At 62.8% G+C, this 25,087-nt stretch carries 26 protein-coding genes and 1 pseudogene; 12 read left to right on the top strand and 15 right to left on the bottom strand.

The genetic code is table 11. The features are described from left to right. The 6 genes from ABY454_RS03970 to ABY454_RS03945 form a co-directional block, all read right to left on the bottom strand. Positions 1-498 (bottom strand): S-adenosylmethionine:tRNA ribosyltransferase-isomerase (locus ABY454_RS03970; protein ID WP_372928877.1); only part of this gene is annotated, 498 nt, incomplete at its 3' end. Between the two features lie 7 nt (positions 499-505). Further along, entirely contained in the window at positions 506-961 is a 456-nt protein-coding gene (locus ABY454_RS03965) for a DMT family transporter (protein ID WP_372928876.1), read from the bottom strand. Positions 962-991: 30 nt separating this feature from the next. Further along, the gene (locus ABY454_RS03960) at positions 992-1,453 is read right to left on the bottom strand and encodes a peptidylprolyl isomerase (RefSeq protein WP_372928875.1); all 462 of its coding nucleotides are present in this window, start codon (positions 1,451-1,453) and stop codon (positions 992-994) included. Positions 1,454-1,480: 27 nt separating this feature from the next. Continuing rightward, positions 1,481-2,128, bottom strand: a complete 648-nt coding sequence (locus ABY454_RS03955; protein WP_372928874.1) for a peptidylprolyl isomerase — start codon at positions 2,126-2,128, stop codon at positions 1,481-1,483. Between the two features lie 22 nt (positions 2,129-2,150). Continuing rightward, positions 2,151-2,645 carry a pantetheine-phosphate adenylyltransferase gene (coaD, locus tag ABY454_RS03950; RefSeq protein WP_372928873.1) on the bottom strand — a complete coding sequence of 165 codons (495 nt, stop codon included), beginning with the start codon at positions 2,643-2,645 and terminating at the stop codon, positions 2,151-2,153. 203 nt (positions 2,646-2,848) lie between these two features. Next, on the bottom strand, positions 2,849-3,568 hold the full coding sequence (locus ABY454_RS03945) for an OmpW family protein (RefSeq protein ID WP_372928872.1): 720 nt from the start codon (positions 3,566-3,568) through the stop codon (positions 2,849-2,851). A 322-nt stretch (positions 3,569-3,890) separates the two neighbouring features. On the opposite strand from ABY454_RS03945, the gene ABY454_RS03940 reads away from it, so the two are divergent. Further along, positions 3,891-4,652, top strand: a complete 762-nt coding sequence (locus ABY454_RS03940; protein WP_372928871.1) for a Crp/Fnr family transcriptional regulator — start codon at positions 3,891-3,893, stop codon at positions 4,650-4,652. 29 nt (positions 4,653-4,681) lie between these two features. Here the strand turns inward: ABY454_RS03940 and gyrA are convergent, their stop codons facing one another. Both gyrA and ABY454_RS03930 read right to left on the bottom strand, forming a co-directional pair. Further along, complete coding sequence (gene gyrA, locus ABY454_RS03935) at positions 4,682-7,429, bottom strand: DNA gyrase subunit A (RefSeq protein ID WP_372928870.1); 2,748 nt, start codon at positions 7,427-7,429, stop codon at positions 4,682-4,684. Between the two features lie 339 nt (positions 7,430-7,768). Next, positions 7,769-8,248: a single-stranded DNA-binding protein gene (locus tag ABY454_RS03930; protein ID WP_372928869.1), complete on the bottom strand. Its 480-nt coding sequence runs from the start codon at positions 8,246-8,248 to the stop codon at positions 7,769-7,771. A 314-nt stretch (positions 8,249-8,562) separates the two neighbouring features. Here ABY454_RS03930 and ABY454_RS03925 point away from each other — a divergent pair, with 314 nt between their 5' ends. Further along, positions 8,563-9,177: an MAPEG family protein gene (locus tag ABY454_RS03925; protein ID WP_372928868.1), complete on the top strand. Its 615-nt coding sequence runs from the start codon at positions 8,563-8,565 to the stop codon at positions 9,175-9,177. 3 nt (positions 9,178-9,180) lie between these two features. On the opposite strand, the pseudogene ABY454_RS03920 reads toward ABY454_RS03925, so the two are convergent. Continuing rightward, positions 9,181-9,741, bottom strand: a pseudogene (locus ABY454_RS03920) (DUF2585 family protein). 99 nt (positions 9,742-9,840) lie between these two features. On the opposite strand from ABY454_RS03920, the gene ABY454_RS03915 reads away from it, so the two are divergent. From ABY454_RS03915 to ABY454_RS03890, 6 genes are all read left to right on the top strand, one after another. Further along, the gene (locus ABY454_RS03915; protein ID WP_372928867.1) at positions 9,841-11,409 is read left to right on the top strand and encodes an ATP-dependent RecD-like DNA helicase; all 1,569 of its coding nucleotides are present in this window, start codon (positions 9,841-9,843) and stop codon (positions 11,407-11,409) included. A 91-nt stretch (positions 11,410-11,500) separates the two neighbouring features. Further along, positions 11,501-14,410: an excinuclease ABC subunit UvrA gene (uvrA, locus tag ABY454_RS03910; protein ID WP_372928866.1), complete on the top strand. Its 2,910-nt coding sequence runs from the start codon at positions 11,501-11,503 to the stop codon at positions 14,408-14,410. Positions 14,411-14,434: 24 nt separating this feature from the next. Next, positions 14,435-15,280: a VWA domain-containing protein gene (locus ABY454_RS03905; protein WP_372928865.1), complete on the top strand. Its 846-nt coding sequence runs from the start codon at positions 14,435-14,437 to the stop codon at positions 15,278-15,280. A gap of 63 nt (positions 15,281-15,343) precedes the next feature. Then, positions 15,344-16,129 (top strand): ZIP family transporter, encoded by a 786-nt coding sequence (locus ABY454_RS03900; RefSeq protein WP_372928864.1) that lies wholly within the window; start codon positions 15,344-15,346, stop codon positions 16,127-16,129. A 248-nt stretch (positions 16,130-16,377) separates the two neighbouring features. Next, on the top strand, positions 16,378-16,614 hold the full coding sequence (locus ABY454_RS03895) for a hypothetical protein (protein ID WP_372928863.1): 237 nt from the start codon (positions 16,378-16,380) through the stop codon (positions 16,612-16,614). Positions 16,615-16,687: 73 nt separating this feature from the next. Continuing rightward, on the top strand, positions 16,688-17,920 hold the full coding sequence (locus ABY454_RS03890; RefSeq protein WP_372928862.1) for a PQQ-dependent sugar dehydrogenase: 1,233 nt from the start codon (positions 16,688-16,690) through the stop codon (positions 17,918-17,920). A 3-nt stretch (positions 17,921-17,923) separates the two neighbouring features. On the opposite strand, the gene ABY454_RS03885 is transcribed toward ABY454_RS03890, so the two are convergent. Next, positions 17,924-18,337, bottom strand: coding sequence for a hypothetical protein (locus tag ABY454_RS03885; protein ID WP_372928861.1), 414 nt, complete (start codon positions 18,335-18,337; stop codon positions 17,924-17,926). A 221-nt stretch (positions 18,338-18,558) separates the two neighbouring features. On the opposite strand from ABY454_RS03885, the gene ABY454_RS03880 reads away from it, so the two are divergent. The 3 genes from ABY454_RS03880 to ABY454_RS03870 all read left to right on the top strand — a co-directional run bounded on the left by ABY454_RS03880 (position 18,559) and on the right by ABY454_RS03870 (position 20,051). Next, positions 18,559-19,047, top strand: a complete 489-nt coding sequence (locus ABY454_RS03880; protein WP_372928860.1) for a hypothetical protein — start codon at positions 18,559-18,561, stop codon at positions 19,045-19,047. Between the two features lie 79 nt (positions 19,048-19,126). Beyond that, positions 19,127-19,807, top strand: coding sequence for a DsbA family protein (locus tag ABY454_RS03875; RefSeq protein ID WP_372928859.1), 681 nt, complete (start codon positions 19,127-19,129; stop codon positions 19,805-19,807). Between the two features lie 46 nt (positions 19,808-19,853). Beyond that, positions 19,854-20,051, top strand: a complete 198-nt coding sequence (locus ABY454_RS03870) for a hypothetical protein (protein ID WP_372928858.1) — start codon at positions 19,854-19,856, stop codon at positions 20,049-20,051. Between the two features lie 24 nt (positions 20,052-20,075). Here ABY454_RS03870 and ABY454_RS03865 read toward each other — a convergent pair whose 3' ends face one another. The 4 genes from ABY454_RS03865 to ABY454_RS03850 form a co-directional block, all read right to left on the bottom strand. After that, positions 20,076-20,453 (bottom strand): hypothetical protein, encoded by a 378-nt coding sequence (locus ABY454_RS03865; protein ID WP_372928857.1) that lies wholly within the window; start codon positions 20,451-20,453, stop codon positions 20,076-20,078. Between the two features lie 70 nt (positions 20,454-20,523). Next, positions 20,524-20,841: an HdeA/HdeB family chaperone gene (locus tag ABY454_RS03860; protein WP_372928856.1), complete on the bottom strand. Its 318-nt coding sequence runs from the start codon at positions 20,839-20,841 to the stop codon at positions 20,524-20,526. Positions 20,842-20,852: 11 nt separating this feature from the next. Then, on the bottom strand, positions 20,853-22,265 hold the full coding sequence (locus ABY454_RS03855; protein WP_372928855.1) for a mechanosensitive ion channel family protein: 1,413 nt from the start codon (positions 22,263-22,265) through the stop codon (positions 20,853-20,855). Positions 22,266-22,594: 329 nt separating this feature from the next. Next, a complete protein-coding gene (locus tag ABY454_RS03850; RefSeq protein ID WP_372928854.1) occupies positions 22,595-22,858 on the bottom strand; it encodes a hypothetical protein in 264 nt (87 codons plus the stop codon). 176 nt (positions 22,859-23,034) lie between these two features. On the opposite strand from ABY454_RS03850, the gene ABY454_RS03845 reads away from it, so the two are divergent. Continuing rightward, positions 23,035-23,493 carry an SET domain-containing protein gene (locus ABY454_RS03845; protein WP_372928853.1) on the top strand — a complete coding sequence of 153 codons (459 nt, stop codon included), beginning with the start codon at positions 23,035-23,037 and terminating at the stop codon, positions 23,491-23,493. On the opposite strand, the gene ABY454_RS03840 is transcribed toward ABY454_RS03845, so the two are convergent. Further along, the gene (locus ABY454_RS03840) at positions 23,465-25,087 is read right to left on the bottom strand and encodes a phytoene desaturase family protein (protein WP_372928852.1); all 1,623 of its coding nucleotides are present in this window, start codon (positions 25,085-25,087) and stop codon (positions 23,465-23,467) included. The genes ABY454_RS03845 and ABY454_RS03840 overlap by 29 nt on opposite strands.

Below are 25,087 nucleotides of genomic sequence, written 5' to 3'. Positions count from 1 at the left end.
GGCGATGTAAGGCGGCAACGGCATGGCGCCTTGCGCATCGATGGCGTCGTGAAGCGCCGGTCCGCTCAGATCGAAACGAAGCGTCACTTCGCCGTCCTCGCCCCGCCCCTCGACGGTGGCGTCCAGCGCGTCCAAAAGACATGCATTGCCGTCCCCGCCGAACTGGATGCGGTCGCCCGGCTCCAATCGCTTCGCCGGCCGCGCCAGTGCCAGCCAACGTTGCCCATCGAGGCGTTCGGTCAGGTTGACTGAGATCTGCGCCACGGCCTCTCCACGCACGCGGGTGCCCTTCAGCGCCGCTGGGATCACGCGTGTATCGTTAAATACCAGCACATCGCCGGGCGACAGCAGCGTGGGCAAGTCGGTGACCGTGCGATCGGAACGCCCGCCGCGAGCGCCGGGCCTGACCACCAAAAGCCGCGCCGCGTCGCGCGGATGCACCGGGCGAAGAGCGATCAACGCCTCGGGTAAATCAAAGTCGAAGAGATCTGTGCGCAATGGAGACCTAAAGCACCCGCACCATGAGCGCGCCGACCAGGACGAGAATGGCCCCGCTCACGCGGCCCAGGCTCAGCTCCCGCACCGTCAGCTCGAACATGCCGAAGCGGTCCAGAAAAAGCGCTGTGAACAGTTGCCCGGCGATGCCAAGCGCCATGATGGCGGCAATGCCAATCTTGGGCGCGAGCATGAGGTTGACCGTGACATAGATTGCACCCAGCAGGCCCCCGCCAAGTAGCATATAGAGCGGCATGGTCTGCAACGCGCCGAGATTGGTGCTGCCGCGCGCGAACAGAAGCGCCAGCGCAAGAAGCATGATCGTGCCGACGACGAACGACATGGTTGCGGCGGAAATGGGATGCCCAAGCCGCGTCGCGACCTCGGCGTTGATGGGCGCCTGCAAAGCGATCATCCCACCGGCCACAAGCGCAACCAGCGTGAACAGAAGACCTGGCACCCACATGGGCATTCCCCTTTGTTGCATGATCAGCCTTTAGGCATCCGCCGCGATCTTCGCCGACACGATCTTGTCGGGGTTGGACGGCGGCTCGCCGCGATTGATCTGATCGACATTCTCCATGCCTTCGACCACGCGGCCCCAGACCGTGTATTTGCGGTCGAGAAAACTCGCGTCGTCGAAGCAGATGAAGAACTGGCTGTCCGCGGAGTCCGGCGATTGCGCGCGCGCCATGGATACCGCGCCGCGGGTGTGCGGCTCAGCGTTGAATTCAGCGCTGAGCTTCTGCCCGGATCCGCCCGTGCCCGTGCCGGTCGGATCGCCGGTCTGGGCCATGAAGCCCTCGATCACGCGATGGAACGGCACGCCGTCATAGAAGCCCTGACGTGCCAGCTCCTTGATGCGTGCCACATGGCCCGGCGCAAGGTCTGGCCGCATCTCGACCACGACGTTGCCCTTGCTCGTCTCCAGGATGAGTGTGTCTTCCGGATTTGCCACGATGCCTCCTTGGTTGGCGGATTTCGGTTACTGCTCGATGGTGGCCTTCTTGATGTAGTCGAGCTTTGGAAACTGGGTGATCAGATAGGCGTTGCCTTGCTGCTGAACGAGCCCCTGGTTTGGACCGCGGCCGCGCGGCGCGCCTTCGCCGTAGCCCTTAAAGAACGCGTCGACCACATCCATGCCGGAGACGACTTTGCCGAACGGCGAGAAACCCTGGCCATCGAGACCGGCATTGTCGCCGAAGTTGATGAACACCTGCGTAGTGCGCGTGTTGGGCCCGGCGGTGGCAAACGTCACCGTGCCGCGCGTATTGCTCTGCTTCACCTGATCGTCGGGAATGCGCGCTTCGCGCCACACGGCCGACAGGTCCGGATTGCCGCTGATGCCGAACTGCACCATGAAGCCGTCGATGACGCGGAAGAAGCGCGCGTCGTTGTAGAAGCCGCTCTTCACCAGGTTGTAGAACCGGTCGGCACCGTTGGGCGCCCACTCGCGGTGCACTTCGATGACGAACGTGCCTTTCGACGTGTCGAACTTCGCTTTGTAGACATTCGGCGCCTTCTCGTTGAGCGAGGCCGGATTGCCGAGATTGGCGGCGCTGGCGGGAACTGTTGCGCTGAACGCGGTGAACAGCAAAGCAGCGGTGAAAAGGACTGTAGCCCTGATAGTCATGAGGTCTCCTCGCGGGGGTTGTTTAAGTGTTGAATTTCTTCTGAAGCGTTGAAGCGACGATGGGCGGGACGAAGGTCGAAACATCGCCACCCATTGCGGCGATCTGACGAACCAAGCTTGCCGCGATATGGCGTGTGCCGGGCGATGAGGCAAGGAACACGGTCTCGATATCCGGCGCGAGCGAAGCGTTCATGCCCGCCATCTGCATCTCATAGTCGAAATCGCCGGAGTCCCTCAGGCCGCGAATGACGATTGCGGCGTCTGCGCTCCTCGCCGCATCCACCGTCAGGCTGTCATAGGTGGTGACGTTGAGACCAAGCCCGCGCTCCTCGGCGATCGGCGAGAGCACCGTCTTGGCCAGGGCTACCCGCTCTTCGGCGGAAAACAGCGGATGCTTGTCGTGATGGGTGCCGACCGCGATCACCAGGCGATCCACGAGCTGGGCCGCCCGGCGCACGATATCCATGTGGCCGAAGGTGACGGGATCGAAACTCCCGGGATAAAGACCAACGCGCATGCCGCCAACGCTCCTTTGAGGGCTCCTTGCGCTTCGCAGCGTCATCCCGCAGTGGGCGGGCATTGCCGAAAAGCGTCTGCCCCCTTCTAGCCGTGCGGGCGCAGGCCCGGCAAGGGGACATCCGCCCGCCGCTCAAGTGGCGCACAAGCAAAAAGGGCCCGGCAAGGCCGGACCCTTCACGCTGAGTTTCGTGGTTTTTTGGTCTACTTCAGCGTTGTCTCGTAGACCTGCGCGCCGTGGCCGAACAGATCGCCAAGGTTGAAGCGGTAGCCGAAACCGGCGGAGATGATCAGCGGATCGAGATCCACGTCCGCGCGTACGCCGGTGCCGTTCCAATTGACGTCGGTGTTGAGCCAGGTCTTCTTCACGTCGGCATTGAGGTACCAGCCGTCGCCCACGGAAATGTCGAGACCCGCCTGAAGGGTGAAACCAAGCCCATCGTCAATGTTGACCTTCGTTGCGCCGAGCCGGTTTTGGCCCGTGCCCTCATTGAAGAAGGCGATGTATTGCAGGCCCGCGCCCACATAAGGCTTGATCGTGCCTTCAGTGTTGAAGTGGTACTGCGCCGTCAGGGCCGGCGGGAAGATCCAGGTGTCGGCGATCTCGCCGAGGCCCGCGATCGAGCCGGTGCCCGTCACGTCGTGTTTGGCGAAGCAGCAGAACAGCTCAACCGCGATATTGTCATTGAAGAAGTAGGTCAGCGTCGTGGCCGGGATGATCTCGTCGCTGACATCGGCGTTGGCGCCGCCAATGCGCGCGCCGCCCGCCGTGACGGAGGCATCGGTATCAGGCAGAACCCCGGTGACCAGACCGCGGATCATGAAGTTCCCGTGGCTGTCCCCGGCCATGACGGGAGACACATCCCACGCAGCGGACGCCAGCAGAGCGGCGGCGGCCAAAAAACCAGTTGTGAATTTATTCATATCAACGTCCCCCAGTCGTGGCCGCGATCCGGCCCCTCAACCTTGTTCTGTCGCATTGTTGAAATGAAGGAGGGCCGACCTCCAGTATAGATCGGCGTCGCCGCCTGACGGAAGTCAGCCCCGGTCATATCGGGGGTTCACTGTTGCCCGCGTGCAACGGTTTTTCTCGATCTGCATCAAACCTTTGCGGGCATTCGGGAGCCTGGCACGCGGGGTCGCGGAGCCACGGGCCTTCGGGGCTTGATCGATATCAAAGCGCGACTCGCGTCGAAGACGGACAGCTTGCTCTTCGATGGCGGAAGGCCCGCCGTGGGGATGACCCTTGGTAGCAACAACCAGCCTGAAAGAGAGGGAGGTGTTCGGAAACACGAACGCCCGGCCCTCAGAACGCACGATCGACGTCTCGCAATCCATTCCTGGCAAACTTGCCACGCATGGCGCCGTGGTGCGGACTCGGCGGGGACAATCGCTGTCGCTTGCCTTGGACGGCGCGGAAATGGTCTATGTGGTCCGCTCCGGCGCGCTGATGCTGCGGGTGGCCTTCCCGGACGAAATGCGCCAGGTGGTGGCGCTTCTGTATCCTGGCGAGGTGTTCCGCGCCGCCTTCGCGCCGCCGGCCGCTTCGGCCAGGCTTTCATCCGTTGGCGCGGGCGAAGCCTTACGGTTCCGCTGGCCGGTTTTCTCCGATCTGGCGGCGACGAACCCAGAGATCGAGCGCTTCTATAACGATGCCGTGGCCAGGCAGACCGCCAGGGCCGCCATCCATACGGCCGCGGTGGGTCGCTTCGACTGCCGACAACGCGTCGCGACCTTCCTCCTGGAACTTGCCTTACGGACCGGCGTACCGGCGCCATGCGGCGGGCTCGACTTCGAGATTCCGCTCAACCGCACCGACATCGCCGATTATCTAGGGCTCAACGCCGACACCCTGTCCCGGACCATGTCGCGCTTGCGCGCCTCAGGGCTCCTGAGCCATCCGGAGCGCAATCGGGGTCTCGTGCGCGACGTGGCCGCGCTGGCGGCGCTGACGCCGGCGGCACGGGCGCTGATGGGGCTCAACGGCGGAGGCCAGCCACCAGCCTGACGCCCTAGGTTCCAGGGTTTAGGTCCTGGCTACTCGCTCCCGGGTACATCGTCCTCGAGCTCCTCGACACCATCTTCGCCGTTCTCGTCGGGAATGTGCTCGACCGACACCACGCGCTCGTCTTCAGCGGTATCGAACACGATGACGCCTTGGGTCGACCGGCCCATGATGGAGATGCCTTCCACGGGAATGCGGATCAGCTGGCCACGATTGGTGACGAGCATGATCTGGTCGCTGTCCTGCGCCGGGAAGGACGCCACCAGTTTGCCGTTACGCGGATTGACGACCATGCCGATAATGCCTTTGCCGCCGCGGCCCGAGACGCGGTACTCGTAAGCGCTCGACCGTTTGCCGTAGCCGTTCTCCGAAACCGTCAATACGAATTCCTCGTGCGCGCTGAGCTCCGCGTAGCGCTCGGTGCTGAGCGCCACGGCCTCCGCATCGCCCTCCTCGGGCTCGATGTCGGGCTCATAATCCGCGCCGCCACGGCGTACCACATTGGCTTGCCGCACATAGGCGGCCCGTTCGGACGCCTCCGCCTCGATATGGTTGAGGATCGTCAAAGAGATGAGCTCGTCATCTTTGCCGAGCTTGATGCCGCGCACACCGGCCGAGTCCCGTCCTTTGAACACGCGCACGTCGGTGGTGGGGAACCGGATCGCCTGACCGTCCCGCGAGGTGAGCAGCACGTCCTGCTGCGGATTGCAGATCTCCACGCCGACGATGTGGTCCTTTTCGTCGAGCTTCATGGCGATCTTGCCGTTCTGGCGCACCTCGATGAAGTCCGAGAGCTTGTTGCGGCGGACGCTGCCATAATTGGTCGCGAACATCACGTCGAGTTCCGCCCAAGACGACTCGTCCTCCGGTAGCGGCAAAATGGTAGTGATGGTCTCGTGCTTGCTGAGCGGCAATAGGTTGACCAACGCCTTGCCGCGCGCTTGCGGTGCGGCTGCGGGCAAACGCCACACTTTCATTTTGTAGACCATGCCGCCGGAGGAAAAGAACAGCACCGGCGTATGGGTGTTGGCGATGAAGATGCGGCTGACGAAGTCCTCATCGCGCGTCGCCATGCCGGCACGGCCCTTGCCGCCGCGCCGCTGCGCGCGATAGGCCGAAAGCGGGACGCGCTTGATGTAACCCTTGTGGGACACGGTCACGACCATGTCCTCGCGCTGGATCAGGTCCTCGTCCTCGACCTCGCCCACCATGTCGACGATTTCGGTACGGCGTGGCGTGCCGAACTGCTTTTTCAGTTCGGTCAACTCGTCCTTGACGATGCCGACGATCCGCGCGCGCGACCGCAATATTTCCAGGTAATCGGCGATCTGGTCGCCGAGCCCCTTCAGTTCGTCGCCGATCTCATCGCGGCCAAGCGCCGTCAGGCGTTGCAGGCGCAGGTCGAGAATGGCGCGAGCCTGTTCCTCCGATAGGCGATAGGTCCCTTTCGCGGAGACCGTGTGCCGGGGATCGGCAATCAACTCGACCAGCGCCACAACGTCTTTCGCCGGCCAATCGCGCCCCATCAATTGCTCGCGCGCCGTCGAGGGATCCGGTGCTTTTCGAATCAGCGCGATCACCTCGTCGATATTGGCAACCGCGATAGCAAGCCCGACCAGTACGTGCGCACGGTCACGCGCTTTGCGCAGCAGGAACTTGATGCGGCGTCCGACGACCTCCTCGCGGAACTCGGTGAAAGCGCGGATCATGTCCTTCAGATTGAGCAGCTCGGGGCGGCCGCCGTTCAGCGCCACCATGTTGCAGCCGAACGTCGATTGCAGCGGCGAGAACCGGAAGACCTGGTTCCGCACAACGTCCGCAACAGCGTCGCGCTTCAGCTCGATCACCACGCGCATGCCTTGCCGGTCGGACTCGTCGCGAATGTCGGCGATGCCTTCGATCTTCTTGTCGCGCACAAGCTCGGCAATCTTCTCGATCATCGCCGCCTTGTTCACTTGATACGGAATCTCGGTAATGATCAGCGCGTCGCGGTCTTTGCGAATTTCCTCGACCGCAACGCGGCCCCGCATGGTCACCGACCCACGACCCTTGTGATAGGCGGAGCGGATGCCCTGACGGCCGAGAATCAATCCGCCGGTCGGAAAGTCGGGGCCTGGCACAATCTCGTTCAGCTCGGCGATTTCGATCTCCGGGTTGTCGAGATAGGCGGTACAGGCGTCGATCACCTCGCCAAGATTGTGCGGCGGTATGTTTGTGGCCATGCCGACCGCAATACCGCCGGCGCCGTTGACGAGCAGGTTCGGGAACTTCGCCGGCAACACGACGGGCTCTTGCTCCCGGCCGTCGTAGTTCGGCTGGAAGTCGACCGTGTCGTTTTCCAGATCGTCGAGCAGCGCCATGGCCGGTTTTGCCAGGCGCACTTCGGTGTAGCGTTCCGCCGCGGGCGGGTCGCCGTCGACGGAGCCGAAGTTCCCCTGCCCGTCGATGAGTGGCAGGCGCATGGAGAAGTCCTGCGCAAGCCGCACGAGCGCGTCGTAAATCGCCTGGTTTCCATGGGGGTGATATTTACCCATGGTCTCGCCGGTGACGCGCGCCGATTTGTTGTACGGCCGGTCCGGCGTGTAGTTGTTCTCGCGCATCGCATAGAGGATGCGCCGATGCACCGGCTTGAGGCCGTCGCGCACATCAGGCAGCGCACGGGACACGATCACGCTCATCGCGTAATCGAGATAAGACCGCTTCATCTCATCGATGAGCGATACGGGTCTTATGTCAGAGGGAGTTGGGCCCTCGACGCCGGTGTCTTCTTCGTCAGCCAAGGAAGGAAAGAAGCCTTCTCAGAAAGTGTGGGTTCCTGACCAACGCCGCCTGCCGCGAGAGGAAATGAGAACCTTCGATCGCGAGTCGGATGCGCTTTCAGGAGTAGTTTTCTATAGCTGATTTAGGCGTCTTACCGCAACATCGAATGCGCCCGCTACGCGGATGATTTTCCCTTGCTTTTCAGGACTTTATGCCTGCAACAAAGAGGCCGCCGCGGACCCTTTCGGCGACCGGAATTTTCCGCCCTCAAAGGCCCCGAAAACAGACCCACATCAGGCGCCATCACGCGCTTACGAGACGCCGCGAACCTCAATCCTGTCTTGCTGAAACGACGATCGCTAGAACGGAATCTCGTCGTCGAGTTCCTTGTTGAAGGACCCGCCGCCACCGCTGCTGCTAAGCGGCTTGGTGCGGCCGAAGTCGCCGCCACCGCCTCCGGCGCTCTCGCCCATGCCGCCGCCGTCGCGCCGTCCGTCGAGCATCGTGAGCGTGGAGTTGAAGCCCTGGAGGACGACCTCCGTGGTGTAGCGCTCCTGGCCGGACTGATCTTCCCATTTGCGCGTCTGCAACGCGCCCTCCAGGTAGACCTTGGAGCCCTTCTTCAAGTACTGCTCGGCAATCTTCGCCAGGCCTTCCGAGAAAATCACCACGCGGTGCCACTCGGTTTTCTCCCGACGCTCGCCAGTGTTCTTGTCGCGCCAGCTATCGGAGGTCGCCACGCGTAAATTGACGATGGGCCGACCGTCTTGGGTATGCCGGACTTCAGGATCGGCGCCGAGATTGCCGATGAGAATAACTTTGTTGATCGATCCGGCCATGTTTTGAACCTCCCCACAGCTGCGCCGCCTTAGATGCCTTGACCAGGCGGGACAGCACCTCGTAGGCAATCCTGTACTCTAGGCAGGTCGGCCTCGGCCTGCCAGCGAACATCATCCCGGCGCCGAACCTGTCCACAAACTCCACAATTTCTGCCGCTGGATCTCCAGTGTACCTGTTTTGTTCTCCTTCGTCTACCATGTCGCGCTCTTGAGGGTTTCAAAACACGGGCCCTATGGCTAGAACGGGTTGAAAGCGGCTGCTGGCGGCGTGAGGGACCTGATCGTCAGCGCGCATAAGCATTACGAATGGAATCATGCAGCGTTCTGTTGCTAAACGACGGTCGCCCGTGCGCCGCAAGAAGACCAAGCGGCGCGACCCGCGCACCAAATCCTTTGGGTTCACCGCGAGGCAGTGGCCGTTCATCGCCACGCTGGTGGGCAATTGGATGTTTGCGGCTGCGTTCTTCGCGCTTGCAAAGACCTTTTGGCATTGGACGCCGGAGGCCTGGGGCATTGCCGACCGCCTGGCCCTCGTCATCAAGGACGCGGTGATCGCCATCATCCCGGGCGTGATTGCCATCTGCATCGTCGCCGCGCAGCGGCTCGACCCGTCCATGTTCGTCGGCCAGGTGCCGAAGCCCAACTCGCCGGTGGACATCAATACGAAGTTCATCCTCAACACGTTCGAGCAGTTCACGGCTTGGTTCATCGCCATGGCGGGCCTGGCCATGTACTGCCCGATCGAGGAGGCGCGTACGCTGCCGATCCTGACGGTGCTGTTCGTGCTTGGCCGCATCCTGTTCTGGGTCGGCTACCACACGAACCCATATCTGCGCGCCTTCGGCTTCGGCATCACCTTCTACCCGACCGTGGTGGCCTATGCCTGGCTGGTGTTGATCATGGTGTTCGGCATCCGCGTGCCGCTTTAGGGCTCACCTGCTATTCTGCCATTGCAGGATCGCCTCACTCGGCCACAAAAGCATAATGACGTTGAGAGTGAGGCCGTCGCGGATCATCATGCCGACGAACAGTTCGAGCGCGATTGCAAGCAGCACGGTCACCCAGACCGGCAGCCATGCGGCCAGGACGAAGCCCACGATCATGAACAGGATGTCGCTCACGGAGTTGAGCACGCTGTCGCCGTAGTAATCGAGCGAGACCGTCACCTTTCGATAGTGGTTGATCACGTAGTCGGTGTTCTCGATCATCTCCCAACTTGCCTCGAGCAGCACGGCCAGAATGAGCCGGGTGCCAAACGAGCTCTTCGGCGCGATGAGCCAGAAGAAAAACTAGAACAGGAAGCCGTGGATGACGTGGGACGGCGTGTACCAGTCGAAAATGTGCTGGGAGTTCTCCGAGCTCATGACATCGAAATGCCAGAGCTGCACACCCCCGCATTTGCAGATGAGCGGGTGGCCCATGGCGTAGCGGGCGGCACCGGCAACAAGGACGATACCGGCGATGATGGCGATCTGCGTACGCGTCATGCTCATATGTGTCTCTATTGGCGGCTGTGGGGGCGCGATTCGCGCCGGTCCAATCCGTTATGCTGGATTGGCGCGCTCGCGCCTAGGGCTCGGTAGGAGACAGGAATGACGCAAGACGAGGCGCTGGCGCTGCTCAAGACAGGCGCCAGCATCTTCCTCACCGGCCAGCCCGGCAGCGGCAAGACCCACACCGTGAACCGCTATCTCCGCGACTTGGCGCAAGCCGGAGTCGATGTCGCCTATACCGCCTCGACCGGCATCGCCGCCACCCACGGGCATGGCGTCACGATCCATGCCTGGAGCGGGATCGGTGTGCGCGAGGCGCTGACGCGGCGGGACTTGGATGTGCTGGCGAGCAATCGCCGTCTCGCTGCGCGCATTGAGAAGACGAGCGTTCTGATTATCGACGAAGTCTCCATGCTGCCGCCGCGCGCCTTGACGCTGGCGGATACAGTCTGCCGTCACATCCGGGCGACGAACGCGCCATTCGGCGGCATGCAAGTAGTGTTGGTCGGCGACTTCTTCCAGTTGCCACCGGTCATACGCCGACGCTTCGATTCCAGCGCATTGCCGTTGGCGGAAGAAGACGCAGACTCCAGTTCGGCCTTCGCGCATGCCTCTGCCGCATGGCGCGATCTCGATCCCATGGTTTGCTATTTGTCGGAGCAACATCGGCAAGACGATCAGCCCTTTCTGGATATTCTCGACGCCATCCGCTCGAATGCCTGCACGGGCATTCACCGGGAGCGTCTGGCCGCACGCATGGTCGACCGCGATCAGCTACCGCCGAGCCGCACGCGGCTGTTTACGCATAATGCCGCCGTGGACGAGATCAACCAGCAGCAACTCGCAAAGCTCGACGGTGAGACTCATACCTTCGCCATGACCGCTAAGGGCGCGAAGCCCTCGATCGATGCGCTGAAGCGTGGCTGCCTGTCTCCGGACGAATTCGCCGTAAAGAAGAATGCCGTGGTGATGTTCACCAAGAACGATCCGGCCGGTCGCTACGTCAACGGCACGCTCGGGACCGTGGAGGATTTCGATTCCGAAACAGGCTCGCCCATCGTGCGCACGCGCAGCGGCAAACGCATCTTCGCCGAGCCTGTGACGTGGAAGATCGAAGAGAACGGCAAAGAGCGCGCGAGCGTGACGCAAATTCCCTTGCGGCTCGCTTGGGCCATCACTGTGCACAAGAGCCAGGGCATGTCGCTCGACGCCGCGGTGATCGACCTGTCCCGCGCCTTCGAATACGGCCAGGGCTATGTGGCCTTGTCCCGCTTGCGCAGCCTGTCCGGTCTGCACCTTTTGGGGCTCAACGAGCGGGCGTTGCTTGTGCATCCCGCGGCCATCGACACGGATGCCGAATTTCGGCGCGCGTCCCACGACGCGCTTCAGGTCCTCGAACGCCTCGGGCCGGACGAATTGGCCCAGCGGCACGCGGCGTTTCTCGAGGATTGCGGCGCAAGCGGGACCGAAGCCGCGCCCAAAAGCTACGATGTGGCGTCGCTGCGGAAAGCCCACGGCAAGGCCTATGCCCCCTGGACCGAGACGGAAGAGCAGGACTTGCGCCGCCGCCACCAGGCGGGCGAGAGCGTGGGGGCCATCGCCGAGCGATTGGGGCGCAAGCCCGGCGCCATAAGGTCGCGGCTGAAGAAGCTGGCCCTGATCCCTTGAGTGCCGCCACCCCTCCGCGCACCCTTGTCCACCGCCCCTTTGGCCACTAAGCCTTGCAGGACGGACCCCATCCTCCGACATTGCTGACAGCATGACCTCCAAGTTCATCTCCATCCGCGGCGCCCGGGAGCACAATCTCAAGACCGTCAGCCTCGACCTGCCCCGCGAGAAGCTCGTGGTGATCACGGGGCTGTCCGGCTCGGGCAAGTCCTCGCTCGCCTTCGACACGATCTATGCCGAGGGCCAGCGGCGCTATGTGGAGAGCCTGTCCGCCTACGCCCGGCAGTTCCTCGACATGATGCAGAAGCCGGACGTGGACCATATCGAGGGCCTGTCGCCGGCCATCTCCATCGAGCAGAAGACCACGTCGAAGAACCCGCGCTCCACTGTCGGCACGGTCACGGAGATCTACGACTATATGCGGCTCCTCTGGGCGCGGGTCGGCATCCCCTATTCGCCCGCCACGGGGCTGCCCATCGAGAGCCAGACCGTGAGCCAGATGGTGGACCGGGTGCTGGAGCTCCCCGAAGGCACGCGACTTTATCTGCTGGCGCCGATCGCCCGCGGCCGCAAGGGCGAATACAAAAAGGAACTCGCCGAGCTCCAGAAGAAGGGCTTCCAGCGGGTCAAGATCGACAACGAATTCTACGAGATCGCCGAGGCCCCTGCCCTCAACAAGAAACTCAAGCACGACATCGACGTTGTCGTGGACCGCGTCGTGGTGCGGAACGATGTGACCGCCCGGCTTGCGGACTCGCTGGAGACCGCGCTGTCGATTTCCGACGGCATCGCCGCCGCCGAATTTGCCGACGAACCCGACAAGCGCCTGATCTTCTCGGCAAAGTTTGCCTGCCCCGTCTCCGGTTTCACCATCGAGGAGATCGAGCCGCGCCTGTTCTCGTTCAACAACCCCTATGGCGCCTGCCCGGAATGCGACGGGCTCGGCACCGAACTGTTCTTCGAGCCGGAGCTTGTCGTGCCGGACGAAGCGCTATCGCTCAATCGCGGAGCCATCGCGCCGTGGACGCGCACGTCTGCCACGTCGCCCTATTACCAGCAGACCTTGGAGTCGCTCGCCAAGCACTACAAGCAGTCCATGACGAAGCCGTGGAAGGACCTGTCGGAGGACTTCCGCGAGATCGTGCTTTATGGCTCCCTGGATGACGTCAATTTCGTCTATGATGACGGCGTGCGGCATTACTCCACCGAGAAGCCTTTCGAGGGCGTCATTACCAACATTGAGCGGCGTTGGCGCGAGACCGAGAGCAACTGGGTGCGCGAGGAGCTAGAACGCTACCAGTCCGACCAGCCATGCGAAGCTTGCGCCGGCTATCGTCTGAAGCCGCAAGCGCTCGCGGTGAAGATCGCCGGGCTGCATATTGGCCAAGTCACCGAACTGTCGATCCGCGAAGCGGGCGCGTGGTTCGAAGCCCTGCCCGCTCAGCTCACGGACAAGCAGAACGAGATCGCCGCGCGCATCCTCAAAGAGATCCGCGAGCGGCTGACCTTCCTCAACGATGTCGGCCTTGAATATCTCACGCTGTCGCGCGCGTCCGGGACACTGTCCGGCGGCGAGAGCCAGCGCATCCGGCTCGCCAGCCAAATCGGCTCCGGCCTCACCGGCGTGCTCTACGTGCTTGACGAGCCGTCGATCGGCCTGCATCAGCGCGACAACGCGAGGCTACTCGACACGCTGAAGCACCTGCGCGATCTCGGCAACTCGGTGATCGTCGTCGAGCATGACGAGGACGCGATCCTGGAAAGCGATCACGTCGTGGACATGGGCCCCGGCGCGGGCGTGCATGGCGGCACCGTCGTCGCCGAAGGCACGCCGCAACAAGTCATGGCCAACACGGATAGCCTCACCGGCCAATATCTCGTGGGGCTAAAGCAGATCCCGATCCCGAAGGAACGCCGAAAAGCAAAGCGCGGCCGCAACATCAAAGTCATCGGCGCGTCGGGGAACAATCTCAAAGACATCGACGTCACGATTCCGCTCGGCCTCTTTACCTGCGTCACCGGCGTCTCCGGCGGCGGCAAGTCCACGTTCCTCGTGGAGACGCTCTACCGCGCCGTCGCCCGCAAGCTGACATCGGCGCGCGCGCGCGAACTGCCCGGCGAGCACGAGCGCATTGAAGGCCTGGAGCATCTCGACAAGGTCATCGACATCGACCAATCCCCCATCGGCCGCACGCCGCGCTCGAACCCCGCGACCTACACCGGCGCCTTCACGCCTATCCGCGAATGGTTCGCCGAGCTGCCCGAGGCCAAGACGCGCGGCTACAAGCCCGGGCGCTTCTCGTTCAACGTCAAGGGCGGGCGCTGCGAGGCCTGCCAGGGCGACGGCGTCATCAAAATCGAGATGCACTTTCTCCCCGACATCTACGTCACCTGCGATGTGTGCAAGGGCAAGCGCTACGACCGCGAAACCCTCGAGATCAAGTTCAAGGGCAAGTCCATCGCCGACGTGCTCGACATGACCGTCGAGGAAGCGGCCGAGCTGTTCAAGGCCGTGCCCGCCGTGCGCGACAAGCTCGAGACGCTGATGCGCGTCGGCTTAAGCTATATCCATGTGGGCCAGCAGGCGACGACCCTGTCCGGCGGCGAGGCGCAGCGCATCAAGCTCTCCAAGGAGCTGTCGAAGCGCGCCACGGGCCGCACGCTCTATATCCTCGACGAGCCGACCACGGGGCTCCACTTTCATGATGTCGCGAAGCTGCTCGACGTGCTGCACGAGCTGGTCGACCAAGGCAACACCGTGATCGTAATCGAGCACAATCTGGAAGTGATCAAGACGGCGGATTACATTGTGGATTTGGGCCCCGAAGGCGGCGACGCTGGCGGCCGCGTGGTCGCCACCGGCACGCCCGAAGAGGTGGCGCAGATTTCAGAGAGCTATACCGGCCACTACCTTAAGCAGCTTCTGGCGAAGCGTGGCAGCGCGGCGAAGTCAGGCAAAGCCACGCGTGGTCGGGCCGCGAAGGCCGAAGCCGCGGAGTAGCAAGCGCCGAAAGGAGTCGTCGAGATGGATTCCGATCTAGGCGTCAACCGAAGGAACAAGGCTCGGATCGCCGCGACAGCCTCGGCCTTTGTCCTCGCCTGTCATACCCTTCCCGCCACCGCGCAAGAGCCGGACCCCGCGCCTTGCACCGAAGATGCCATGATCGTGTTCGATGCGTCCGGCTCGATGTCCAGCGGTGACTGGGGACACGCGCACGAGAACGCCGCCAACAGCCGCATCGATCTCGTGCGCGCCGCGCTTCAGACGATCCTGCCAAACGTCACGCGCTTTCGCCGCGTCGGGCTGATGACCTACGGGCCCACCCCCGTCCCCAGCCTCTTCAATCAATGCGACAACATCGCGCTCAATCTTCGACCGGCGCCGAACGCCGCTGCCCCGATCATGGCGTCGGTGCAAAGCCTGGTGCCGGTTGGCGGCACGCCGCTGACGCGCGCCGTGCAGCAGAGCGCCGACGTGCTCGACTTTCGCCGCAAGCCCGGCCTGATCGTTGTCCTGACGGACGGCTGGGATACGTGCGGGGGATCGCCCTGCCGCGTCGGCCAAGAGCTTCACGCCGCCGCCGCGCAGCTCACCGTCCACGTGATCGGTCTCAAGGCGAAAGGCTTGTCCCGGAGCGACGAGGACCGTCTCGTCGGCACGCGATGCCTGGCGGAGCATAACGGCGGGCTCTATCTCGCGCCCGAGACGACCGAGGAGCTGATCGCCGCCCTCGAGACGACCCTGGGCTGCCCAAAGCTAAGCCAGCTCCTCGGCCCCGAGGGCGGTGACGCCGGCGGAAAGGTCGTGGCGATTGGTACGCCCGAACAGGTGGCAAAGATTTCGCAGAGCTATACGGGCGCGGGACGATGACGTGCGTTCACTTGACAGACCTCTGTCACGCCGGGCCCACTGGCGCATTCAACGGGTGGTTTCATGGACATCGCCGCGCAGAAGCTTCTCGCCATCGTCGTCATTTGGCTGATCGGCCTCGTCGCCGGGCTTTGGCCCGTGCTGATCGGGGCCCGCACGCCGCACGACCGCTTCTTCTCGCTGGGCAACGCGCTGGCCGGCGGCGTGTTCCTCGGTGCAGGCCTAATTCACCTCCTCCCTGATGCCATCGACAGCTACCGCGCGGTGCTGGGTCCGGATCTCGATTACCCGCTGGCCTCGCTCGTCTGCGCGGCCGGGTTCTTGCTGGTCCTGCTGATCGAGAAGGTTCTGTTGCGCGGCGACGAAGCGCAGCTCGCCGAGGCGGCCAGCGACAGCGGATCGGCGTTCACGCCTTACGTCTTGGCCCTGGTGCTGTCCGTCCACTCGGTGATCGCCGGCGTGGCGCTCGGCGCCGAAAGCTCCGTGGCCACCACCATCGCGCTGTTCATCGCCATTGTCGCGCATAAGGGGGTGGCCGCCTTCGCGCTCGGCGTGAACCTTCACCGCGCCCATGTCGCCCGCGGGCGGTCCATTAGCATCGTTGCGCTGTTTGCCGCGATGACACCATTGGGCGTTGCCGTTGGCGCCAGTCTCGGCGCGGCGCTCTCAAATGAAAGCGCGCAATGGTTCGAAGGCACGTTTGATGCGCTCGCGGCCGGCACTTTCCTCTACATTGCGGTCGTCGATCTCGTGGAGGACGAGTTCTCCAAACCCCAAGACGTCGCCCTGAAATTCGCCATGGTGCTGCTCGGGATCGCCATTATGGCGCTGGTCGCGCTTTGGACTTGAGGCAGGGCGAGACGATGCCGTCTCCCTGAAAGCGGGGGTGGCGTTGCGGGGCGCGCTTGCACTTGGTCCGCATCAAAGCGATCATGCCCCTTCGAGGGGTGTCATAGGCGTGCCGTTTCAGGCGAGCAATCCGGTCCGGCTTGCCGGTTCTAACAGGCCGGGCCATTCCTTAGGTGGCTCTGTCCTTTGGGAGGCTCTGAGCGATGGCGCGGCGGCGGAGCAGAAGACGCGATCTTGACTTGCCGCCGATGCGCGTGCCGGCCATTGCCTCGGGCGCCATGGCATCGGGTGCGCTAGCCATTGGCGCCCTCGCCATTGGGGCACTTGCGATTGGCGCGCTGGCCATTGGCCGTTTGCGCATCCGCCGGGCCGAGGCGCAGAAGCTTCATCTCGGGCAGGTCGAGATCGAGGACCTGACGGTGAAGCGCCTGCGTGTGGTCGAGAGCACGGAGGATGCGGCCGACAAAAACAACGCTCGCGTTTGACTCACGGCAAATACAACTGGTCGCGACAGTCTTCAAACCGGCACCGTCGCTCCCTACCTTCGCAAGGATTGAGATGGGAACCGATTTTGAGGCAGAGGAGCGTTCCGTTATGGGTCACAAGCTGACTGTCATTGTTGCCGCCGCCGTGAGTTTCGCCGCCAGTACCGCGGCAACGGCGGACACGCGCCTCAGCCGCGGGTTCGTGCCGGTGCAAGAGGGCGTCGAGATCACCGAGGTTCTTGGCGGTCTTGAATTTCCCTGGGGGCTGACGGCACTGCCTGACGGGACGCTCCTCATCACCCAGAGGGACGGCGCCATTCGCATCGTCAAGGACGGCACGCTGTCGGACACCGAGATCTCCTTCCCTGTCGAGGTCATGACCGAGCGCTCCGGCCCCGACGGCAACATCGTGCGCGGCCAAGGCGGGTTGCTCGATATTGCCGCGAGCCCGAACTTCGCCGACGACAAGCTTCTGTTCTTCACCTATGCGACGGGCAAGCTCGACGCCAACCGCACGGCGATCGGCCGGGCCGTGTGGACGGGCGACGGCCTTGACGACTTCAAGCAGATCTTCCAGGTCTCCAAAGCCAAGCGCGATGGGCAGCATTTCGGTTCACGGCTCGCCTTCATGGGCGACGACACCCTGCTCGCCACGATCGGCGACGGCGGCAACCCGCCACTGGAGTTTCTCGACACGCTGCAGCGCGAGCAGGCGCAAAACCTGCAGAGCTATTTCGGCTCGGTCATCCGCATCAAGCCGGACGGATCAGTGCCGGACGGCAACCCGTTCGCCGAGCTTGCCGGTGCGAAGCCTGAGGTCTGGAGTTTCGGTCATCGTAATGCGCAAGGCATTGTTGTCGATCCTAAGAGCGGAGCGGTGTGGGTCTCCGAGCATGGGCCGCTTGGCGGGGACGAGCTGAACCGGGTCGAGAAGGGTGCAAACTACGGCTGGCCAAGGGTGACGTTTGGGCGAGACTATCGGGACGGTTCGGTTATCACGCCGAACATTGCCGGGTTGAACTTCGAGGCGCCCGCGCTTGCCTGGGTCGACACGCACGCGCCGAGCGGGCTTCTGCTCTATTCAGGTTCCGCGTTTCCAGACTGGAAGGGCAACTTGCTGTCGACCGGTCTCGCCTCACGCGACATCCGCCGCATCGAGATCGAGGACGGCAAGGTCGTCGGCCAGACGCGTATTCCCGTTGGCACGACGCGCATGCGCGACTTGGAGATCGGTACCGACGGCACGCTTTATGCAGTCACCGACGGCGCCGAGGGGACGCTATTGCGAATCGAGCCTGCGCCTTAGGCCTCAGCTGCGGACCGGGACGGCGATCCAATAGCCGGAGCACACGCCCGACGGACCGACGCCGTCCCAGCTGCCTTTGCCCTTGGTGCGCGTGAAGCGCCCGTTGCCTGCTGCCTTGCGCGGGCCGGCGACGCCGTTCATCTTGGCGCTGCCTGAGCCCGACACGACGCCGTTGATCTGGATCGGACGCATCACGAACTTGCCACTGATCGAGCTGATCTTGCCGCCGCGAATGGCGAGGCCCACACTAATGACGCCGCAATGGCCGTCGGTGGTCACCATGGACATCTTCCAGGCGCCGTCGAAGGGCGCGGCAATGGCGGGCACGACAGTGGCGGGCACGGCGAACAGAAGCGTTGCGAGAGCGGCCAGCGCTGCAAGGCCGCGGATCCGGTTGCCAATCATGTTGCCAATCATCGGGTCCTCGTCCTCATCGGTCTGTTGCGATTACGGGCTGTCCTGTGCACCCAGCCTCTCACGAAATGCGTTAACGGCGCAATGCGCGAGCGCGTCGGGTTTTCCGCGTATCGAAGATATCCTTTTGGGGCAGTACCGGTGGCCGGGGCCAAAGGCTAGACTTTGCGCGGCGGGGAGATCCCTCGCCGCTCCGATAGGAGGACCCATTGCCTGAACCAGACATGTCCGAACCACACAAAGACGACACGGCGCTTACCGCCCGGCTGCGGCGCCTGCCCGGCCAGGCGCTTCTGGCGCTGCTCAACGGCACCGCGGTCCTGGTGATCTTCGCGTCGGTTCTGGCGCTTGTTGCAACTGCCAAAGTCAACAATCTGGCCCACAACGTCGCCACGACCATGACCGATACGGTGCTGTCCCGCGTCGACGTCAAGCCGCGCCAATTGCGGTCTACGCTGGAGGGCGTCTCTGCCGATGTTCGGACCCTGACGGCTGAACTCAAGGTGACGCGGGCCGAAGCCGCCGCTTCTCTCGAACCGGCCGTCGCGCGGCTGAGCGAGCGGCTGGCGGCGCTGGAAGGCGGTGTGAAGCGGCTCGGCGATGCGCGGGCCGCGCTGATCGACGAGGCGGTTGCACAAGTCAGTATCTCGGTGGGCGAGGCGCTCCAGCGTTTCGGCGCCTGCAAAGCGGGACTTGCATCCATGACACCTTAGATTTGCGCTAGCGCAAAGTGGCGCGCTGCATCTGGCGTATCGATTGCTACAGTCAAGGGCCGATAGGAAAAGACCATCCATGCCGAAAATCGAGATCGCCTATTATTCCGACGTCTTGTGTATCTGGGCATACGTGGCCGAGCGGCGCCTGGAAGAGCTCATTGCGGCGTTCGGCGACGAGGTCGAGATCAGGACGCGCTATTGCTCGGTGTTCCCGGATGCCTGGAGCAAGATCGAGACGAAGGGCGGATTCGAGGCCTTCAACGCGCATGTGCGCGACGTCGCCACGCGCTTTCCGCATGTCAGCGTGAATGACGATGTGTGGCTCACGGCCCGGCCCCGCACCTCGGCCAGCGCACATCTGTTTCTCAAGGCCGTCGAGCTGATCGAGACCGCGAAGCTTGAGGGTGGCAAACCCCTGCCCTATCTCGAACGGCTCTCGACCCGCGCGGCGCACGAGATGCGCGTTGCCTTCTTCGCCGAGGCGAAGGATATTGCCGACTGGCATGTACACCGCGACATCGCTGTGCGCGTCGGACTCGACTACGACGAGGTGGACCGGCGCATTCGCTCCTCCGAAGCGGTCGCCCAGCTCGCGGTCGATTACGACCTCTGTCAAAAGAACCGCATCGAGGGTAGCCCGACCTTCGTTATGAATGACGGCCGGCAGAAGCTGTTCGGCAATGTCGGCTACCGGCTGCTCGAAGCCAATGTCCAAGAACTGCTGCGAACGCCGGCAGGCGAAGCGAGCTGGTGCTGACGCGAATACTGATTAACGAACACCAACTATGCCAACAGGAGTATTCATGACCATCCAACCATCGTTAGAGGAAGTCGAACGGCGCATTCAAATCGTCGAAGACAATCTGCGCGAGCTTATGGAGAACGCCGCCGCCTATTCCGGCGCGGCCGACGAGGAGCGCAACGCCCAGCGCATTTCCGATCAGCAAGAAAAGCTCGACGCGCTCTTAAAGCAACGTGCGGCGCTTATGGGCAAAACCTAAAACGGTCTGGCGTGCGAACGCGGTCTAGTGCGCGCGGCCGCCTGCAAGGCCGATCCCGGGCTCCTCGAGCGGCACGCCTTCAAGCTCGCCTTTGAGGATGTGCTCTTTCCGCGGCTCGAACCAGAGCGTGAGGTCACGCGCGAACGCCGTCGCGATCAGCGCAAGCGGCAGCAGAATGCTTAAATGGCTCAACGGCGGGAAGCTCTCATACGCAAATACGGTCATGAGAAGCATTGGGATCGTCGTCTTCAGTGGCGTGCCTTCGTCATGCCGCTCCGCGTAGCGATCGAAGCGGACATAGAAATGGGACACGGCAAAGACCAGGAAGAATGAGCGCCGCGTAGGCCGTGGTGTCGGTCTCGCCTGGCGGCGTCCACCACGGCACTGTCTGCTGTTCGACACCTGCTGTCGATTCCGCTCTCAAGAACGCCCCCTTACCTTGCGCTAGGTCTTGATCGCTCGGACCGCGCCTTTACGGTTTAAGGAGCTGTTCGACTGCCTCAATCAGATTTATATCAGGGTTCTGCACGCAATAGTTCCGGAGCTTTCTCATATTGGCCTTCAAGGCCTCAACATCCACAACCGTATTGTCGCGTTTGCCGCTGTAATACCCATGCAGCCAAATCGCCAGCGTGTCCGGGCTGGCGACTTTGTAGAGGGCGAATTGGTTACACGTGACCTTCGCCACGTCGACGGTCACTTGCGCTTTAAGACCCATATTCACCGAAACAACCAGTGCCATCGACAGGGCAATTGTCGCGGCAGCGGACTTGATGGCGGGTTTGAACATTGGAACTTCTCCTACGAGGTGCCTTCGTCGCCCTCCGCAATGGATGCTGTAGCAGTCGCCGACTTCTTTTCTTTGGCCAACACAGAGCCTGCGGTCGGCTTCGGCGCCGGCTTGCTATCGATATAGTGCACGTCTTGCTGTGGATATGGGATCGAAATGCCCGCCGCGTCGAAGAGTTCTTTCACGTAGCGCATGAGGTCCCAGTAGACTGTCCAGTAGTCCTCCGTTTTGACCCACGGCCGGCAGATGAGGTTGACCGAGCTGTCCGCCAGCTCGTTAACCCGAATTGTCGGCGCCGGATCCTTGAGGACGAGCGGGTGTGCCTTGACCGCCTCATCCAGGATGTGGAGCGCTTCCGGAATCGAGTCATCGTATGAAATACCGAAGACGAGATCGACGCGCCGCGTGTCGCTCGCCGTGACGTTGGTGATGATATTACCCCAGACATTCTTGTTCGGGATCACGATGACCTTGTTGTCGGGGGTCACCACAGTGGTCGCGACGATATTGACGGACTTGACCGTGCCATTGACGCCGCCGGTGTCGACATAGTCGCCCTCGTCGAAAGGCCGGTAGATCATGATCAGCAGCCCACTCGCCAAATTGCTCAGCGTGTCCTGCATGGCGAAGGCGGCGATGATCGACGCACCACCGATCAGGGCGAAGAGCGGCGTGATGTCGACACCGAGCGCAGACAGGACGATCATCAGGCCGAAGGCGAGAACCAGCCAGTAAACGATCCCGATGACGAAGGCCTGGAGAAGGCTCGAAATGTTGGGCACGTGACCGATCCAGCGCCGAACGAATTTTCGAACCAGGCGCGCGACGACCAAAAGGCCTAGAAACGAGATCACGACAATGGCGATGTCCTTGACGAGTTCTATCCCGCCGTCCTCGTCGGTTAGCCAAGCCAACGCCCGCGCCGCCAGAGTTTTATAGTCCGCCTTCTGCGTCTCCTCGCGCGTGATGGCGCTTTGATAGCCTCTATATTCCGCGATGGCCGCGGGGTCGCCGCCCTTCTTCTCCCAGGCATTAAGGACGGCGCTGTATTTGTCGAACAGCTTATTGCGCTCGCTGTGAGTCTCCGTGAGCTTTTCGCGTACTGCGTCCTCGACCGCGCCGTCAGTCTGCGCAACGGTGACTTGCGCCTCCATGACCTCTTCGGTCTTGGCTTTGACGATCAGCAGCCATTCGCCGGCGAGCGTCTTGAGCTCCGCCTTGGTCAGCGGCACAACACGGTATTCGAGCTCTTCGATATCGATATTCGGTTGGAGCAGCTTGCTCGGCAGGCTGGGGGCCCCGCTGTCGGCGGCCTGTGGCGCCTCTTGGGCCGCAGCACCCGCCGTATCGAACAACGCCGTCGGCAGACTCACCGCCGCAAAGCCGCAAAGAAGCAGTGCGCAGACCCGCAATATACGCGACATTATTTCAGTCTCCCCTTACCCGGCCGTCTTTACTAGCCGGTTCGGTGCCGCTGTAAAAGCCCCTCATCGGCCACAAATCATGGCCGTCCCAACAGATCTTGGGTGCTTCCGAGTGAAGAATGACAGCGACGTTGTCGGCCGCACCATGGAACGGAAAACGTCCGACCTCGATCCAGAGTGCGCGCGAGTAGCGCACCCTCGGCGAGAGATTTGCCTGACGGAAAGGACGATGCAACACGGGAGGCCATTATCGACAACGTGATGCCGAAGCTGTAGCGCCACAAAACGTGCCGGCGCGGCAAGGTCCCGGCCTGCCGCGCCGTACTACTCTATTTTGCCGTCATATTCTTGATGAAGCCGGCAATCAGCGTGAGGATGATGCCGCCGACGGCACCGCCGGCGATATCGCCGACCCAACCCTCGATCATCTGTCCTGCAAAATTGCCGATGAGCTGGCCCATGATGCCACCGCCCACGGCGCCCGCAATCACGTTTCCAATGGTGCCCAGCGATTGGTTTTTCGCTACAGCGCCCGTTCCCGCGCCACCGACGGCGCCCGAGACGACTTGAACCAATAGACTTGTAAGATCCATTTGATCGTTCCCTCCCTTATTCGCCGCAACCATGCGGCGAGGCATTCTAATGCTGACACGCATCAGGCACCAGCCTCGTTGGACATTGCCCCTGCGGTCCTGTGCGGCCTTGCACAGGGCCGCGTTGCGGGTTACCTGGGCCCGTTAGCGGCGAATCGGAAATCAAAAGCGAGGCCATGAGAAAATCAAAGTACACGCCCGGCGGGTTCGACCTTGCCGTCAGGCGCGCAACCGCGGGCAAGGGCCTGTTTGCGCAAGAGCCCATCCCAAAGGGGGCCTGCATCATCGAATATGTCGGGCCCACGCTGACCGAAGAGGAAGAGGAAACGAGCCGTAGCCGCTACCTGTTCGAGGTCACGCCCAATAAGACGATCGACGGCTGGAACAAGCTGAACACGGCCCGCTACATCAACCATTCCTGCCGGCCGAACTGTGAGGTCGAGATCCGTAAAGGCCGCGTATGGGTGATGGCGAGACGCAACATCAAGCCGGGAGAAGAGCTCGCCTACAATTACGGCAAGAACTATGTCGAGTCGTTCATCAAGCCCATCGGCTGTCGCTGCGCCAAGTGCCGGCCGGCACTGCACGCCGCCAACGGCGACCGCGTTAAAGCGAAGATGAAAAATGGCGCTTGAGGTCGGCGAGGATCACCTTCGCCGCGTTGTGACCGGGCGCGCCGGTCACGCCACCACCGGGATGAGCGCCCGCGCCGCAGTGGTATAGCCCGCGCAAGGGTCCGCGATAGTCCGCATAGCCCAGCATGGGCCGCGCGGAGAACAACTGGTTCAGCGACAGCGCGCCGTGGAAGATGTCGCCTCCGACGAGACCGAACTCACGTTCCAGATCGAGAGGCGTTAGAGCCTGGCGCGCGATCACGCTCTTCGCGAAGCCGGGTGCATATTCATCCACCGTCGCAATCATGAGATCGGCCACCTCATCGCGCGCGTCGTCCCAACTGCGGCCATCGCCAAGTTCCGGTGCCACATGCTGACAGAACAGGCTTGCGACATGGGCGCCGGACGGCGCGAGACTGTCGTCGAGCGTCGAGGGAATGAGCATTTCGATAATGGGCACGCGGCTCCAGCCATGGGCGCGCGCGTCCCGATAGGCTTGGTCCATATAGGCCAAGCTCGGACCGATGATGATGCCGGCACCGTGATGGGGGCCCGCAGTTCTTCCCGGCAACGCGGTGAAGCTCGGCAGCTCCGACAGCGCAACATTCATGCGGAACGTGCCTGAGCAGCATTTGAAGCGTTCCATGCGTTCGGAGAACGCGCGCGGCAGCGCATCTTTCGACGTCAGCTGTGTGTAGAGCAGTTTGAGATTGACGTTGGCGGCAAGGGCACGGCCCTTGATCGCTTGCCCGTTTCTTAAGGCAACGCCCACGGCCCTGCCCTGCTCGATCACCAGTTCGGCGACCTCGGCGTCCGTTTCGATGTCGACGCCGCACGCTGCGGCGGAGCTCGCCATGGCTTGGGTGATCGCACCCATCCCGCCAATGGCATGCCCCCAGGCGCCTTTCTTGCCGTTCACTTCGCCGAAGGCGTGGTGCAGCAGGACGTAGGCCGTGCCTGGGTCGAAGGGGCTTGCGTAGTTGCCGACGATGGAGTCGAAGCCGAGCAGCGCCTTGATGGGCTCGCTCTCGAACCAGTCGGATAAGAACTCCGCCGCAGGCTTCGTGAACAGGTCGAGCAGGAGGCGCTGCTCTTCCAGGTCGAGGCGGCGTAAATGATTGCCGAGCGTTCCAAGGTGAACCAGCTCTCGCAAGGCTGAAAGCGTCGCCCCTCTCACGACGTTAGGCGGCGCGGTCAGCACCAGCTTACGAAGCACGTCGGCGATCCGTGTGAGCGCGTGGCCATACGCATCGTAGCGGTTCGCGTCCCGTTGGCTGAACTTGGCGATCTCGGATTTGGTGCGGCCCTCGCCCGTGAGGAGATACTCGCCGCCGGGAAGCGGCAGAAAGTTCATCGCCGGCCGCTCGACGATGCGTAGCCCGTGGGCGGTGAGGTCGAGATCGGCAATGACTTTGGGGTTGAGCAGACTGACCGTATAGGCGGCCACTGAGTTGCGAAAACCGGGGTGGAACTCTTCAGTGACGGCGGCACCACCGACAACGCTGCGCCGCTCCAGCACCTTCACCTTGAGGCCGGCGCGGGCGAGATAGGCGGCGCAGACGAGGCCGTTGTGGCCTCCCCCGATGACCACGACATCGAAGGTTTGCGCGGGCAC

The organism is Methyloceanibacter sp., assembly GCF_041573655.1.
Taxonomy (GTDB): domain Bacteria; phylum Pseudomonadota; class Alphaproteobacteria; order Rhizobiales; family Methyloligellaceae; genus Methyloceanibacter.
The sequence above is the reverse complement of the archived record's forward strand: the minus strand, read 5'-3'. Positions and strand labels throughout refer to the sequence as shown.